The organism is Emticicia sp. SJ17W-69 (assembly GCF_051209875.1).
GTDB lineage: Bacteria > Bacteroidota > Bacteroidia > Cytophagales > Spirosomataceae > Emticicia.
In genome coordinates this window covers 2,792,605-2,808,827 of record NZ_JBNTQY010000001.1, presented here as the reverse complement: position 1 = coordinate 2,808,827, position 16,223 = coordinate 2,792,605, and the positions used below count along the sequence as shown (strand labels likewise).

Here is a 16,223-nt window from a genome sequence, read left to right as displayed (position 1 = left end):
ATTTTCATTAAAAGTTAATAAAAATAATGATAATAGTTAGTAGCTTGATTATCAGGTATTTATTATTAAACAATATTTTTTTTTCTTTTTGTTGGTAGTTTTTACTTAAATTTATACTTGAATTCGTAAAATGATCATTTAAAATGATCCGACACAGTTTTAAAATTGTGCTACCATAAACTTTCCCCAAAAATGCAATTTTCTCATTTACATAACCATACACAGTTTTCATTACTTGACGGTGCATCTGATATAAAAAAGCTTTTCAAAAAAGCTCAAGCTGACAATATGCCCGCTATGGCCATTACTGACCACGGGAATATGTTTGGGGTTTTTGATTTTGTATCTAATGCTGCGAAGTTTGGTGTAAAACCAATTGTTGGTTGCGAGTTTTATGTAGTTGAAGACCATCATCGCAAGCAATTTACCAAAGACCAAAAGGATAAACGTTATCATCAACTTTTATTGGCAAAAAATGCTAATGGTTATAAAAACTTAGTAAAACTTTGCTCTTTGGGCTACATTGAAGGATTGTATGGTAAATATCCCCGCATTACTAAGGCAATGATAGAGCAATATAAAGATGATTTAATTGCCACAACTTGCTGTATTGGTGCATCCGTTCCGCAAATGATTTTGAAAAAAGGAGAAGAGGAAGGGGAAAAGGAATTTCAATGGTGGTTGGATAGATTTGGTGAAGATTATTATGTAGAGTTACAACGCCATGAAATTCCCGAACAGATTCAAGCCAACGAGGTTTTGATGAAGTTTGCCAAAAAATATAATGTTAAAATCATTGCTTCTAATGATAGCCATTACGTTGACCAACAAGATTGGGTAGCTCATGATATTTTGTTGTGTGTAAATACCAACGAAAAGTTTTCAACGCCATCAGCTAAAGAATTTAATGATGATGAAGGTGGCTCAAAAAATACCCGTTTTGCCTTTTATAATGACCAATTTTATTTCAAAACAACCGAAGAAATGACTCGCCTTTTCAGCGATATTCCTGAGGCGATTGATAATACTAATGAAATTGTTGGAAAAGTTGAAACCTTAAAATTGAAGCGTGATATCATGCTTCCTAACTTTCCGATTCCTGATGAATTTAAAATACATGCTGATGATGTACTCAATCAATGGGAATATTTGAAGCATTTGACCTACGAAGGAGCGAGGAAAAGATACAGCGAAATAGGTAATGAAGTACAAGAACGACTTGATTTTGAACTTTTTACCATTAAATCAATGGGTTTTGCTGGATATTTCTTGATTGTTGCAGATTTTATCAAAGCTGGTCGAGATATGGGTGTGATGATTGGACCAGGACGTGGCTCGGCAGCAGGTTCGGCAGTTGCTTATTGTATAGGGATCACAAACATTGACCCAATCAAGTATCAATTGCTTTTTGAGCGTTTCTTGAATCCTGACCGTAAGTCAATGCCCGATATTGATACTGATTTTGATGACGAAGGTCGTCAAAAAGTAATTGATTATGTAGTGCAAAAATACACTAAAAATCAGGTTGCTCAAATCATTACTTACGGTACGATGGCCACTAAATCGGCCATTAAAGATGTTGCTCGGGTAATGGAATTGCCACTTGCTGATGCCAATTATATAGTAAAGTTAGTGCCAGATAAACCAGCTTATGGCATTGATTTTGAAAAAATGGTTAATTACCCTTTAGAAGGAAAAGGTAGTTTGACCGAGGTCGGTATCCAACCCGATGAGATTGAAAATGTCAAGAAGTTTCGGACGATGTATAATGGTAATGACTTGACTGGCAAGGTTTTACAGCAAGCTCATCGCTTAGAAGGAACTGTTAGAAATACAGGTATCCATGCAGCAGGAATTATCATTGCTCCCGAAGATTTGTATAATATTTTGCCCGTTTCTACATCAAAAGAAACTGAATTATTGATTACACAATACGAAGGAAAAATCATTGAAGATGCAGGTGTAATCAAAATGGACTTCTTAGGTCTGCGAAACTTGACCATCATTAAAGATTGTTTAAGAATGATTAAAGAAAATCATGATGTGACAATTGATATTGATAATATTCCGCTCGATGATAAGCTAACCTATGAACTGCTGCAACGTGGCGAAACGAATGCAGTTTTCCAGTTTGAATCTGACGGTATGAAAAAATACATGAAAGATTTGAAACCTGATAGATTGGATGATTTAATTGCAATGAATGCCTTGTATCGTCCTGGCCCTATTGCCTATATACCTAACTTTATTAATCGTAAGCACGGGCGTGAAGAGGTAAAATATGATTTACCAGAGATGGAGGAATTTTTAGGCGAAACGTACGGCATTACAGTTTATCAAGAGCAAGTGATGTTGCTTTCTCAAAAGTTGGCAGGTTTCTCAAAAGGTGATGCTGATGTTTTGAGAAAGGCAATGGGAAAAAAAGACCGAAATATGATTGATAAATTGAAACCTCAGTTTATTTCGGGTGCAGTTGCCAAAGGACATGATGCAAAAATTTTGGAAAAAGTATGGTCTGATTGGGAAGCATTTGCATCTTATGCTTTTAATAAATCTCACTCTACATGTTACGCTTTTGTTGCTTATCAAACGGCCTACTTGAAGGCTCATTACACCTCAGAATATATGGCGGCAGTAATGACTTCGCAATTAGGAAATATTGATAAAATTACATTTTTCATGGAAGAATGTAAGGCTTTAGGTCTCAATGTTTTAGGTCCAGATGTCAATGAATCTCAAAAACAATTCAGTGTGAATAAAAAAGGGGATATTCGCTTTGGAATGGGGGGAATCAAAGGCTCAGGAGATGCCGCCGTTGATGCAGTAATCGAAGAAAGAACAAAAGGTGGACACTTTAAGGATATTTTTGATTTTATTACTCGTGTCAATCTTCGTACTGTCAATAAAAAAACACTTGAATCTTTTGCTTATGCTGGAGCTTTTGATTGTTTTGAAGACTTGCACCGAGCCCAATATTTTGATGAAACAGATAATACTTCCTTAATCGAAAAAATCATCAAGTATGCCAATAAATTTCATGAAAATGCTTCTGCTGGACAAAATTCACTCTTTGGAGCAATTGGTGGGGCATTTGATATTGCTAAACCTAAAATCCCAGATTGCGAACAATGGGGTGATATACAAAAACTAAAATTTGAAAAAGATGTGGTTGGCTTTTATATTTCAGGACATCCACTCGACCAGTTTAGACTTGAAATGCGGAAATGCACACCGCTCGACCAAGTGCTTGATGCCTCAAATCTGAATAAAGAATTTGCCATTGGTGGCGTTGTTACAAGTGTGGTAACCAAGACTTCAAAAAATGGAAATCCGTTTGGGATTTTAAAAATTGAAGATTATAATTCAAGCATGGAGATGATGCTTTTTGGACAAGATTTTGTCAATTATTCCAAATATATGCAGATGGGTTTGTTTTTGTTTATTCGTGGAAAAGTACAAACCAAGTGGGGGAGAGAAGGCGATTGGGAATTTAAGGTTTTGGGGATGGAATTATTGACTGAAATTAGAAATAAACTTTTTAAAGAAGTGAAAATTTCGATTGGATTACAATTTGTGAATGCTCAATTAGTAGAGCAAGTGCAAAATACTATGATCAGATTTCCAGGAAATTTTGATTTTAAACTTTCGGTATTTGATGCAGATGAAAAAATGGATGTTTTGCTGCTTTCACGTAAACAGAAAGTTGCATCAACAAATGACTTTGTGAAAGAATTGAAAGAAATTGTAGGAGAAGATAATGTTGTCTTGGCGTGAGAAGGTAAGTTTTAGGAAATAGGTTTTAGGAAATCGGATTTAGATAAAAAATATATTGTGCAAGAAGATAGTAAAATTTTGGTATTAGGAATTTGATAAAAAAGATAATTTAAGAGTCAAACCTAACTCCTAAATCCTAACTCTTAAAACCTAAACTCTCACTCCTAAAACCTAATTCCTAAATCCTTTTATTTCTACGGAACTTTTATTTCATAGTGATTTGTTAACTAATCAATAAAACAAATTATAAATTAAAATTTCATTCCTAACAAAGGAATTTATAGAAATGGGACATAAAGCAATTGAAATTACAGATGCAAGTTTTGCTGAATTAATTAATTCAGACACACCAGTTTTAGTTGATTTTTGGGCAGAGTGGTGTGGGCCATGTAAGATGATTGGGCCGGTTGTAGAAGAAATCGCTGGAGAATACGAAGGAAAAGCAATTGTTGGTAAGTTAGATGTTGATGCAAATTCATCAGTACCATCGAGTTTTGGAATTCGTTCGATTCCTACTTTGATGATTTTTAAAAATGGTAAAATGGTTGATAAAATCGTAGGAGCAGTTCCGAAACATATTCTTACTTCTAAATTAGAAGCTCAGTTATAATTTTTTAACTGATTATTACATAAAAATCCTCTATTTTTTATTTGTTAAAAAAATAGAGGATTTTTTATTTTCAACGAGTCAATTCAAGCATCTTGGCAAAATCAATGGCAGAATCATCTAAATTGTATTTTTTCAATAAAACTCTGATTGATTTTTCAATCAAATGATTGTCTGCAATATTTGAGAAACTGACCAGTAAAAAGCCTTTTTGAGGAACAAAGTTGACAGCGTTACTAAATCCGCAGGTACTACCAGTATGATATAATTCTAACTGATTTGACGCATTATATGAATGAAACCATCCTAAACCGTATCTTACATTTTTTGTACCTTCAATCTTGTGATTGATCTTAATCAACTCAGAATTTAGATTAATTAATTTGTTATTTATCAATGAGTTATGCCATTTTGAATAATCTTCTAATGAAGTGTAAATACATCCATCACCTTTGGTAGCACTGGTGATGCTTTGATCAGAAAATATCAATTCTCCCTTTTCATTACGAGCATAGCCCATTGCTCTATTTGGAATATCTACATTTGTTTCAAAGATTTTGGTACTTTTCATGCCTAAAGGCTTAAAAATATGGCTTTCAATAAATTCAACAAAACTCATTTTGGAAGCTCGTTCAACAATCTGTTCAAGCAAGCAAAATCCAGAATTACTATATTGAAATGTAGAACCCGCTTCAAAATAAGTTTTTGATTGATTCTTTAAAAAATTGACAACATCAGCATCCGATAATTGTTCTTTTTGATTGGCTGGAATTAATTCTTCGTAATCAAGAATTCCAGAAGTATGTGTTAATAAGTGTTTGATTTTTATTTTTGAACCAACTGTTTTATCGAAATCAGGAAAGAATTTCAATAAATTATCTTCATAACTTAATTTATTTTGTTTTTCAAGCAACATAATACACATCGCAGTAAATTGCTTTGAAACTGATGCCATTCTGAAATTAGTCTGAGCAGTAATTGGTGCTTTGGTTTCGATATTAGCTAATCCAAAGCCTTTCTTATAAATTTCCTTATTATGATGAAGAATCAAAACAGCAATTCCTGCTTGATTTGACGAATATTTTGCAGCTAAGAGTGAGTCAAGCTCTTGTTGAAAACTTTGACCAAAGGCGTTGTTACACATCAAAATGAAGAATATGATTTTTTTCATTGATATTGATTAATCAGCATATCAGCCAACTTTGGCACGCCAATAGTAGCTGTTTCTTTGATAAAATGCACATTTTTGTATTGAGAAGAAACTTCTGGTGAATTTGGGTCAATAATAAATTTAGGGGCTTCATCAGCAACAAACCCAATGACACCTGCTGCTGGATAAACTTGCATAGAAGTACCTACTACCACAAAAATATCGGCATTTAAACATAAATCTGTGGCAACTTCAATCATTGGTACCATTTCTCCAAACCAAACAATGTGTGGGCGGAGTTGTCCACCATCCTCTGCCAAATCGCCCATTTGGATGGCCTTGTCACCAACATCATAAATTAAATCTTCGTTTTTGATACTTCTAACTTTGGTTAATTCACCATGTAAATGCAAAACATTGCACGAACCTGCTTTTTCATGAAGATTATCAACATTTTGTGTAATGATTCTGACATCAAAATATTTTTCTAAATCGACTAAAGCCTTATGACCAGCATTTGGTTGAGCTTCAAAAGCTTTTGCTCGACGCTCATTATAAAATTTTTGAACCAAAGCGGGATTCCTACGCCAACCTTCTGGAGTGGCAACATCTTCTATGCTATGGTTTTCCCAAAGTCCGCCCGCGTCTCTGAAAGTCATGATGCCACTTTCAGCACTGATTCCCGCACCAGTTAACACTACGAGTTTCTTTTTCATAAATAAATAACGTAAAATGATGAATGTTTAATGATAATTTTAAAAATTTTCGTTAGACATTCACCATTCATAATTTAACATTTATAATTAAATATTATCCATTGGCCAGTTTCAAGCAATCTTCTAAAGTTAAAGTAGCAGGGTCGGTTCCTTTTGGAATTTTCACGTTGCGTTTTCCTGCTTTAATATATGGGCCATACTGACCATTCAAAACTTGAATTGTCTTATTTTCTTCAAATTCTTTGATTATTTTATTGCTTTCGGCAGCATTTTTGGCTTTGATAATTTCAATAGCTCCTTCAATAGTCAAAGTTGTTGGGTCAGTACCTTTGGCAATATTATAATATTTATCACCGTATTTTACATAAGGGCCAAAACGACCTTTACCAATATTTACAGCCAAACCTTCATAAATTCCTAAATCTTTTGGTTGTGATAAATCTCCGCTGTTGCGTTTGGCTTCAATTACCTCAATGGCACGAGCTTCGTCAACCTGATAAGGGTCGTCAGATTTTTCGAGGTTATAAAATTTGTCATCATGTTTGATATATGGGCCAAATTTTCCAATCGAAACAATCAATGGTTTATCTTCATAGAAGCCAACTTCTTTAGGCAGTTTTGGTAAATCGAATAAAGCTAAACCTTCTTCTAATGTAATAGTATCAATCAATTGCCCTTTTTGAAGACTCACAAAAGTGGGTTTATCTTCATCATCCTTTTCTCCGATTTGAACATACGGGCCAAATTTGCCAATTTTTACAGAAACTTTCTTTCCCGATTTTGGATCTATTCCTAATTCACGAGTACCAGCAGTAGATTTAACTTCGCTTGCCAACTCAATTTTTGAATGAAAATCTTTGTAAAAATCGGCAATAATATTTTGCCATTGAGCTTTGCCTTCGGCAACAATATCGAAATTTTTCTCAACATTGGCAGTAAAATTATAGTCAATGACGGCATCAAAATTATCAACCAAAAAGTCATTGACAACCATGCCTATATTGGTTGGGAATAGTTTAGATTTTTCTGTTCCGTAGTTTTCTTTGCCAATTTTTTCAGAAACTTGATTGTCTTTTAAGGTAAATTCCTTGAAGTTTCTTTCTTTTCCAGGCCGATCTTCCTTAACAACGTAATTTCTTTTGATAATTGTAGAAATTGTAGGTGCATAAGTAGATGGGCGACCGATCCCCATTTCTTCTAATTTCTTTACTAAACTTGCCTCAGTATAGCGTGCTGCAGGTTTTGAAAATCTTTCAGTTGCTCGCATGATTGCCAAATCTAGAATTTGACCAATACTTAATGGAGGCAACATTCCTTTACTTTCTTCGTCTTCATCGTCGCTTGATTCGAGGTAAACTTTCAAGAAACCATCAAATTTAATAACTTCACCTGTGGCCACTAATTCTTCATTAGTTGTTGAAATTCCGATTGTAGCGATAGTACGTTCCAACTCAGCATCAGCCATTTGTGAAGCAATCGAACGTTTCCAAATCAACTCATATAATCTTTGTTCATTTCTATCTCCATCAACTTTTTCAACACCAAAATCAGTTGGACGAATGGCTTCGTGGGCTTCTTGTGCCGACTCATTTTTGGTTTTATACTGACGAGTTTTTACATATTTTTCGCCATAGGCATTCTCAATTTGTACTTTTGCTTTCTCAATTGCTTCTCCCGAAAGATTCGTAGAGTCTGTTCTCATGTATGAAATCTTCCCTGCTTCATACAATTTCTGAGCAACTGTCATGGTTTGGAGTACCGAAAATCCTAATTTACGTGAAGCTTCTTGTTGCAAAGTAGAAGTTGTAAATGGGGCCGCAGGAGATTTTTTGGCAGGTTTTACCTCCAAATTCTTAATGGTAAAAATGGCATTTCTGCATTTTTCCAAAAACTCTCTTGCATTATTTTCTTTGTCAAAATTTTTGGATAATTCGGCATTTAAGATTTTACCCTTTTCGACAATAAATTGAGCCTGAACTTTATATGAAGATTTTGACTCGTGGGCATCAATTTCTCTTTCACGGTCAACAATTACTCTAACAGCCACAGATTGTACCCTGCCTGCTGATAGATTGGTACGTTCGCCAGTTCTAATTTTTTGCCAAAGTACAGGCGAAAGTTCAAAACCAACCAAACGGTCAAGTACCCGACGAGCTTGTTGAGCATCAACTAAATCCATATTGATTGTACGTGGATTTTGTATAGCTGTGGTGATTGCTTTCTTGGTAATTTCTCTAAAAACAATTCTTGGGGTTGCATCATTAAGACCCAAAGCTTCTTTTAAATGCCAAGAAATAGCTTCTCCCTCACGGTCATCATCAGTTGCAAGCCAAACTGTATCAGATTCTTTTGCGAGTTTTTTTAGTTCGCTGATAACCTTAGTTTTATCAGAAGATACAATATAATTTGGTAAGAATTTGTTTTTAACATCTATACCTAATTCTTTGTCTGGCAAATCTCGTACGTGTCCAAAACTTGATTTTACTGTAAAATCTTTTCCGAGATAACCTTCTATGGTTTTGGCTTTGGCTGGTGACTCAACTATAACTAAATTCTTTGACATCTATTCTTTTTTTGTTTTTTATGGCTCAAATATAAGCCTTGATTCATAAAACAACTATTTTCTTTTAAAAATTGCTTAAAATTTATCATTTCTTTAATTTTCCCATTCAGATAGTTTAACTTTGAAAGTTAAAATTATGACAGCTTTTTGGGTTTTTGTTGGCAGTAAATGATAATATTTTGATGAATTTTAAGATATTCAGTCCGAAACATTGTATTTACATGATTCGTATCCTATTTTTGCAACAAAACCTTCTGTATATTAATTCTTGTTTCGTAATTTTGTTACAATACAAGATTTCTTAAAAAGAATATTCGGTAACAATATATCCTAAATTTTTTAACAAATGGCAGTTTTTGACTTAGATATGATTAAGAGCGTTTACGCTCGAATGCCAGAGAGAGTAGCCGCTGCTCGCAAGGCAACTGGTAAACCACTTACTTTGGCAGAAAAAATTCTTTATTCCCATTTATGCGAAGGTGCTGCTACCAAAGCATATAGCAGAGGTGTTGATTATGTTGATTTTGCTCCAGACCGTGTGGCGATGCAAGATGCAACTGCTCAAATGGCTTTGTTACAATTTATGTCGGCAGGTCGTCCGCAAGTGGCTGTTCCTTCGACAGTTCATTGCGACCACTTGATTCAAGCAAAAGTTGGTGCAACTGAAGATTTAAAAATTGCTACCGATAAAAATAAAGAAGTTTATGATTTCTTGGCATCAGTATCGAATAAATATGGTATTGGGTTCTGGAAAGCAGGAGCAGGTATTATTCACCAAGTTGTTATCGAAAATTACGCTTTCCCAGGTGGTATGATGATTGGAACTGACTCACACACACCGAATGCAGGTGGTTTGGGCATGGTTGCAATTGGAGTTGGTGGAGCAGATGCTTGCGACGTAATGGCGGGATTAGCTTGGGAATTGAAAATGCCTAAATTAATTGGTGTTAAATTGACAGGTAAACTCAAAGGATGGGCTTCTGCAAAAGACGTTATCTTGGAAGTTGCTGGTCAGTTGACTGTAAAAGGTGGAACAGGTGCGATCGTTGAGTATATTGGTAAAGGTGCGGATGCACTTTCTGCTACTGGTAAAGGTACTATATGTAATATGGGTGCTGAAATCGGTGCTACAACATCACTTTTTGGTTATGACAAAAAGATGGCTTCTTATTTGAAAGCCACTGGTCGTGCAAAAGTTGCTTCGTTAGCTAACGGAATCAAAGATTTGTTACGTCCTGACCAAGAATGTATCGATAATCCAGAATTATATTATGACCAAGTAATTGAAATTAACCTTTCAAGACTTGAGCCAAGAATCAATGGTCCTTTCACGCCAGATTTGGCATGGCCATTGTCTAAATTTGCTAAAGCGGTAATTAAAAATAAATGGCCACAAAAATTAGATGTAGGTTTGATTGGTTCGTGTACCAACTCTTCTTATGAAGATATGACTCGTGCCGCTTCAATTGCTTCACAAGCAGCCGCAAAAAATATCAAAGCAAAAGCAGAATTTACGATCACTCCAGGTTCTGAATTAGTTCGTTTTACTGCAGAGCGTGATGGTATTTTGTCTAAATTTGATGCGATTGGTGGTGTTGTTTTAGCCAACGCTTGTGGTCCTTGTATTGGTCAATGGGCAAGGCATGGTGCAGAGAAAGGTGAGAGAAACTCAATCATCACGTCATTCAATCGTAACTTCGCTAAACGTGCCGATGGAAATCCAAATACGCACGCATTTGTGGCATCGCCAGAAATCGTAACCGCATTTGCTATTGCAGGTGATTTAACTTTCAATCCTGCCAAAGATTTCTTGACCAATGAAAATGGAGAACAAGTAAAATTGGAAAATCCATTTGGTGTTGAGTTGCCTCCGTTGGGCTTTGATGTGAAAGATGCAGGTTATCAAAAACCTAAGAAAGATGGTAGTAAAGTGAAAGTAGCGGTAAATCCAAAATCTGACCGTTTACAATTATTAGAGCCATTCAAAGCTTGGGAAGGTACGGATTTGAAAGGTTTGAAATTGTTGATTAAAGCTAAAGGAAAATGTACAACTGACCATATTTCAATGGCTGGTCCGTGGTTGAAATTCCGTGGTCACTTGGATAATATCTCAAACAATCTATTGATTGGAGCGATCAACTTTGCCAATGGCAAAGCAAATTCAGTAAAAAATCAATTAACAGGCCAATACGGCGAAGTTCCAACAGTACAACGAGCTTATAAAGCCGCTGGTGTAGGTTCAATCGTTATCGGTGATGAAAACTATGGTGAAGGTTCATCTCGTGAACATGCAGCGATGGAGCCTCGTCATTTGGGAGTTCGTGCAATCATCGTTCGTTCATTCGCTCGTATTCACGAAACAAACTTGAAAAAACAAGGTATGTTAGGCTTGACATTTGCTAATCCTGCGGATTATGACAAAATTCAAGAAGACGATTCTTTGGATATTTTAGGTTTGACCACTTTTACTGAAGGCGTTCCATTGACATTGGTTGCTAATCACAAAGATGGCTCTAAAGATGAAATCAAATTGAATCATACTTATAATGCAAGTCAAATCGGTTGGTTTAAAGCAGGTTCTGCCTTGAATTTGATTGCTGCTGAGGCTGCGAAACATTAAGTTTTGATTGATAATATTAAAAAGTACCTTGAAAGCAATTTTGAGGTACTTTTTTATTACTTTCAATTTGAAATTTGTCAGATATTAATAAAACACTTATTTTTGATATAATGAAAATCAATCTAATAATACAATGAAAGCGGTAGCAAATATTAATACAAACATTCAGCTAACTTTTAGCCAAATAACTGATATAGCGAAGCAATTACCAAAAAAGCAAAAAGCAAAATTGGTCTCTATTTTGGTAAAAGAAAGAGAGGAGGAAGAAGAAATGACCAAAGCGGAGCTTGTAGCACGTATCAAGGAAGGTTTGGAGGAAGTGAAACTTTATAAGGAAGGGAAGATTAAGCTACGTACTTTAAAAGAATTTTTAGAAGATGTATAATGTAATCCCTGTTCAAAGTTTTGAGAAAAATGCTAAATCCTTACTAAAAAAATATGCTTCATTACGACAAGAACTTTTTGAACTTGGAGCGGAATTAGCACACAACCCTACGAAAGGAACACCCTTGGGTAAATCATGCTTCAAAATTAGGCTTGCCATTAAAAGTAAAGGAAAAGGTAAGCGTGGAGGAGCAAGAATTGTTACTTATGTTATTACAGAAAATAAAGAAGTTATCTTGCTTACCATTTATGATAAAAAAGTAAAAGAAGACTTATTGCCTAATGAATTAGATGAATTACTGAAAGAATTGGCTTAATAAAATTGCAAAATGAAAACCACAAAACTATACAAACTACTACTTTTGCTCTACTTTTTTACATTTCTACCAAGCCTTGCCTTTGAATTTTATAAGCTAAAAAAATGGAATAAGAACGTATAAACTGAAATAGGAATTCTATTAACTCAATTACACCAATCAACATGAAAGCTAAAATTTTACTTTTATTTACCTTTCTTTTAAGCATAAGCTCTTTTGCTCAATCAAAAAAAGATAGCCTTTTTCCTGTACGTGGATTTTGTATTGGTTCACCCAATACTAAAGAAGTTGAACCTTTTATAAAATTTATCAATGAAGAATTGGCAAGGCGAGGTGTAAATACACTCATTCTACGAGTGGATTTTAATTTTCAGTTTGAAAGTCACCCCGAATTAAGAGATGCCAATGCACTTTCTAAAGCAGATGTGAAGAAACTTGTAAAGGCTTGTCAAGCCAATAATATTAATTTAATACCGCAAATCAATTTATTGGGGCATCAATCTTGGGCGAGTAAAATTACCAATTTGCTAAAAGTTTACCCCGAATTTGATGAAACTCCACATGTAAAAATGCCCGAAAAATATGTTTGGCCAAATGCTGATGGTTTGTATTGCAAAAGCTATTGTCCATTACATGAGGGCGTGCATAAAGTAGTTTTTGCTTTAGTTGATGAAATTTGTGATGTTTTTGAGTCTACAGCTTTTCATGCGGGAATGGACGAGGTTTTTTATTTGGGTGATGAAAAATGTCCAAGATGCAGTGGTAAAGACAAAGCTGAGTTATTTGCTGGCGAAGTAAATCTAATTCAAAATCACTTAACATTGAAAAATAGAAATCTTTGGATTTGGGGAGATAGATTGATTGATGGAAAAACAACTGGCATTGGTATTTGGGAGGGAAGTTTTAACAATACACACCGAGCCATTGATTTGATTTCAAAAAATGTCACTATTTGTGACTGGCATTATGAACAACCATTGCCAACTGCCGTGCTTTTTGCCATGAAAGGATTCAATGTGATTACTTGTCCGTGGAGAATGCCAGCGGTAGGAGTGAGCCAAGTGCAGGACTTAGTTAGATTTAAGGCAAGTGCAACACCAGAAATGAAAGGAAAATATCAAGGGATAATGCAAACTGTTTGGTCGGGCGTGGGTAACTTTTTGGAAGAGTTTTACAGCAAAAAAGAAGGAGATTCGCAAGCCAATTGTTTTAGAGCAATTTTTGAAGAGATAAATAAAATACAACAAAATTGAGCTACAAAGCTTAAAATATTCTTCATAAAACGTTAAAATTTGTAGCAAAAAAAGTAATTTTGGATCTTAACCTAAAACCTATTATCAACAATGAATTTTAAAACCTTAACTGCTGCTTTAATTTTTACTATTTTTATTTCTTGTGCTTCCAAAGAAAACCAAACAACTAATACAGATTCTACAACAGTCGCTGATACTGTAGCCTCAGCTACAACTCCAGAAACCGAGAGCGAGTTAACTCCAAAAGATGACGAAATAAGAGAAATGGGACTCTTAAAGGAAGTTGAAGATTCTGGTTATCCAATTGCAACGCTTAGAATTGAGTTTCCAGAGAGAAAATTTGAAGAGTATTTCACTGTCAATTTAGAGGAAGTTCCTGGAGCTGATATTAATAAAATGCGTGATGGAGTTGGTAAATATGTTTCTTTTCTATACAAATCTGAACCAACAAATGCTTTACTTGATGTTCAAGTAAATGGAAAATCAATTACCAATGAGGCACCGATTGAAATCAAACCAGAAACGAAGAGAGTTGTTGGAATTTTGAAAGGTGCTGACGAAGAAACGCCTGGAGATTTGCCTGGAACAGTAACAATCACTACAAAAGAGAATACTACTTTATCATTTGATTTCTTTGTAACGAAAGAAATGGTTGCCGTAAACGGTAAAAGAGTTGTAGGTTATTATGAAGAAAGAACGCAAAATATAATTACAGCTCTAAAATTATTGCCTAAATAATTGTTTTTTTCCAAAGGCATGATTTTAATCATGCCTTTGGAAACTTATTAATCCTCAAAAAAAGCACAACTTCCACCAACCCAATCGAAGTTTTTATTAAAGTTTACTCCAATCATTTCTCCACGACTTAAGCGAGCCAAGTTTGTAACTAATTTTGGTCGAGAAGCATTATCTTCCCAAGTGAATAGCATCCGGATTTCAGTTTTTATCAAATTCCCTTCTTTGTCTTCAATTATAGGTTCATACTTTACTTTTTTCTGAATTAGATAATTTTCTTTATCTTGAATAACATCTAAATCTGCTTTTGTAAAATGTAGTTTCACACCACTTCCAGCGAAAGAAAACAACGGTTTTAATACATAGTTTTCTAAATCAGAAGGATATTCTTTTAAATCTGATAAAAAGAAACTTTGTGGGACATAAGTACTTTTCAAAAGTGGCAAGGTAAATTTACTAATTCTGAAAAACCAATTGGGATGTGTTACCCATTTAGCTTCAATTTCATCAGTCATTTTAAAATTAGTCTCTAAATTAGGGAAGTTTTGTAGCAAATCATCAAAAATCAGTCGGTTATAGATGCGTTTTATTTCAATGGTTTTACCCGCTTTTTCATAGAAAAGTTTCTTGCCTACTTTTTTTATTTTTGTTAAACATACAGGTTCAATTCCCCAAAGTTGTTTAGTAATTTCAAAATCCAATCGAGTCTTTTGTTTTTCTGGATAGATTTCAAGTAAAATTACATTTTCTGGATTTTCGTCTGCCAAAAGTACTTTTTTCATTTCATCCACATAGGAAGCAAATGAAAGGCGATTGAAATATTGACTAAAATTACGAGGGTCATAGAAAAACTTGCGGTATTTCTGACCTAAATACCATTGGTATGCAAAAAGCGAAGGAAATCCTTGTAATTCAATGAGTTGAGGAGATAAATTGCCAGACTCATCTTTACAAACAGCAAAATCAATTGCTAAAAAACTTGGGTGTTCGTCTTCATTTGGTACATTTTGATTTGAAGGAATGGCTCGTTGTGTTTTTTCTTTGAAATCAGGTTTTAGTAAAACTTCGATAATGTCATTGCAAGCCTGCAAAAGTTTGATTTTTAAGTCTTTTGGAACAAAAACTGGTGTTTCAGCCACTCTAAAATCAAGTTGATTAGGAAATTCTTGTTGAATTTCTGCAATCATTGCATCGTATTTTTCTTGCGAAAAACTTTCATTGAATTGTTGTCTGATTTTGGGAATCATAGGTTCTTTTTTTTCGTCACTTAATAAATGAGATATTTCTCAAGCTAATGCTAAAATTTGTTCAGCAGCATGATTCAAAAATGTTGGAATAATTACTGCCTCAGTAAGCATAATTTTATCTGGGTCGTCGAGGCGGTCGATCATTTCTTCGTATTTTTCAACACCATATTCACTAATGATAGCAATCATTTTTTCTTCTTGTTTAAAATACCGCATCATACCCTCAGAGTCGGCTTCAGGATGAAATTGTGTACCAAATACCTCATCTGAGAAGCGTATAGCCATGATTGCCCGTTCTAATGGGATATGTTCTCTAATTTTTTCTAAACAAAGTAATTTTGCTCCAAAATCGTGTATTCTTGACCAATTTGGTTGAATCAATTGGTAATCTCTTGAATCAACGGCGTAGAAAATGTCAGGTAGTTTTTCAAATAAAAATTCCTCTGCACCATCGTCTGTTCTGTGAATTGGCATTACTCCAAAGGAAGTAGAACGACGTTTACAGACTTCACCCAATTGCAGATAATGACTTGCAATTTGGAATGAGTGACATATCAAAAATAGATATTTTTTTTCTTCTGATTGTTTGTTATGCAAGAATACTTGGTCAATAAAACAGTTGAAACCTTCTTCCCAATCGTGGCCTTCTGGTAATGGGTTACCAGGACCACCAGTTGAGATGAATATATTAAAATTTTTGATATCGGGTATTTCGTTTTTTTGCCTTACATCAAAAATTTCGTAATGGCCATTCATACCATCTTGAGCTAAAAATCGCTCGCATAGCATTTTTATACAACGCATTCCTTCGTTGGCTCTGCCATTGTACATATCTAAAATTGCAATATTCATTCTTT

12 protein-coding genes are annotated in these 16,223 nt (G+C 34.6%); 7 read left to right on the top strand and 5 right to left on the bottom strand.

Translation table 11 applies throughout. The annotated features are described in order from the left end of the window. The first annotated feature begins 192 nt into the window (after positions 1-192). On the top strand, positions 193-3,774 hold the full coding sequence (gene dnaE, locus ACQUQZ_RS11455; RefSeq protein WP_435355068.1) for a DNA polymerase III subunit alpha: 3,582 nt from the start codon (positions 193-195) through the stop codon (positions 3,772-3,774). A gap of 286 nt (positions 3,775-4,060) precedes the next feature. After that, positions 4,061-4,384: a thioredoxin gene (gene trxA / locus ACQUQZ_RS11450; protein WP_435355067.1), complete on the top strand. Its 324-nt coding sequence runs from the start codon at positions 4,061-4,063 to the stop codon at positions 4,382-4,384. 70 nt (positions 4,385-4,454) lie between these two features. Here trxA and ACQUQZ_RS11445 read toward each other — a convergent pair whose 3' ends face one another. The 3 genes from ACQUQZ_RS11445 to topA all read right to left on the bottom strand — a co-directional run bounded on the left by ACQUQZ_RS11445 (position 4,455) and on the right by topA (position 8,810). Further along, a complete protein-coding gene (locus tag ACQUQZ_RS11445) occupies positions 4,455-5,552 on the bottom strand; it encodes a serine hydrolase domain-containing protein (RefSeq protein ID WP_435355066.1) in 1,098 nt (365 codons plus the stop codon). After that, the gene (locus ACQUQZ_RS11440; RefSeq protein ID WP_435355065.1) at positions 5,549-6,247 is read right to left on the bottom strand and encodes an SIR2 family NAD-dependent protein deacylase; all 699 of its coding nucleotides are present in this window, start codon (positions 6,245-6,247) and stop codon (positions 5,549-5,551) included. The genes ACQUQZ_RS11445 and ACQUQZ_RS11440 overlap by 4 nt, the downstream gene beginning before the upstream one ends. 94 nt (positions 6,248-6,341) lie before the next feature. Next, complete coding sequence (topA, locus tag ACQUQZ_RS11435) at positions 6,342-8,810, bottom strand: type I DNA topoisomerase (RefSeq protein ID WP_435355064.1); 2,469 nt, start codon at positions 8,808-8,810, stop codon at positions 6,342-6,344. 346 nt (positions 8,811-9,156) lie between these two features. On the opposite strand from topA, the gene ACQUQZ_RS11430 reads away from it, so the two are divergent. The 5 genes from ACQUQZ_RS11430 (at position 9,157) to ACQUQZ_RS11410 (ending at position 14,122) form a co-directional block, all read left to right on the top strand. Further along, positions 9,157-11,430 (top strand): aconitate hydratase, encoded by a 2,274-nt coding sequence (locus ACQUQZ_RS11430; RefSeq protein ID WP_435355063.1) that lies wholly within the window; start codon positions 9,157-9,159, stop codon positions 11,428-11,430. A gap of 133 nt (positions 11,431-11,563) precedes the next feature. Then, the gene (locus tag ACQUQZ_RS11425) at positions 11,564-11,815 is read left to right on the top strand and encodes a hypothetical protein (RefSeq protein ID WP_435355062.1); all 252 of its coding nucleotides are present in this window, start codon (positions 11,564-11,566) and stop codon (positions 11,813-11,815) included. Next, positions 11,808-12,131 carry a hypothetical protein gene (locus ACQUQZ_RS11420; protein WP_435355061.1) on the top strand — a complete coding sequence of 108 codons (324 nt, stop codon included), beginning with the start codon at positions 11,808-11,810 and terminating at the stop codon, positions 12,129-12,131. Before ACQUQZ_RS11425 ends, ACQUQZ_RS11420 begins: the two co-directional genes overlap by 8 nt. Before the next feature lie 164 nt (positions 12,132-12,295). Next, positions 12,296-13,384, top strand: a complete 1,089-nt coding sequence (locus tag ACQUQZ_RS11415) for a family 20 glycosylhydrolase (protein WP_435355060.1) — start codon at positions 12,296-12,298, stop codon at positions 13,382-13,384. Between the two features lie 90 nt (positions 13,385-13,474). Further along, positions 13,475-14,122, top strand: a complete 648-nt coding sequence (locus ACQUQZ_RS11410) for a hypothetical protein (RefSeq protein WP_435355059.1) — start codon at positions 13,475-13,477, stop codon at positions 14,120-14,122. A gap of 47 nt (positions 14,123-14,169) precedes the next feature. On the opposite strand, the gene ACQUQZ_RS11405 is transcribed toward ACQUQZ_RS11410, so the two are convergent. Together ACQUQZ_RS11405 and ACQUQZ_RS11400 are read right to left on the bottom strand one after the other, a co-directional pair. After that, on the bottom strand, positions 14,170-15,366 hold the full coding sequence (locus tag ACQUQZ_RS11405) for a hypothetical protein (RefSeq protein ID WP_435355058.1): 1,197 nt from the start codon (positions 15,364-15,366) through the stop codon (positions 14,170-14,172). 39 nt (positions 15,367-15,405) lie between these two features. Continuing rightward, positions 15,406-16,218, bottom strand: coding sequence for a type 1 glutamine amidotransferase (locus tag ACQUQZ_RS11400; protein WP_435355057.1), 813 nt, complete (start codon positions 16,216-16,218; stop codon positions 15,406-15,408). Positions 16,219-16,223: the final 5 nt, after the last annotated feature.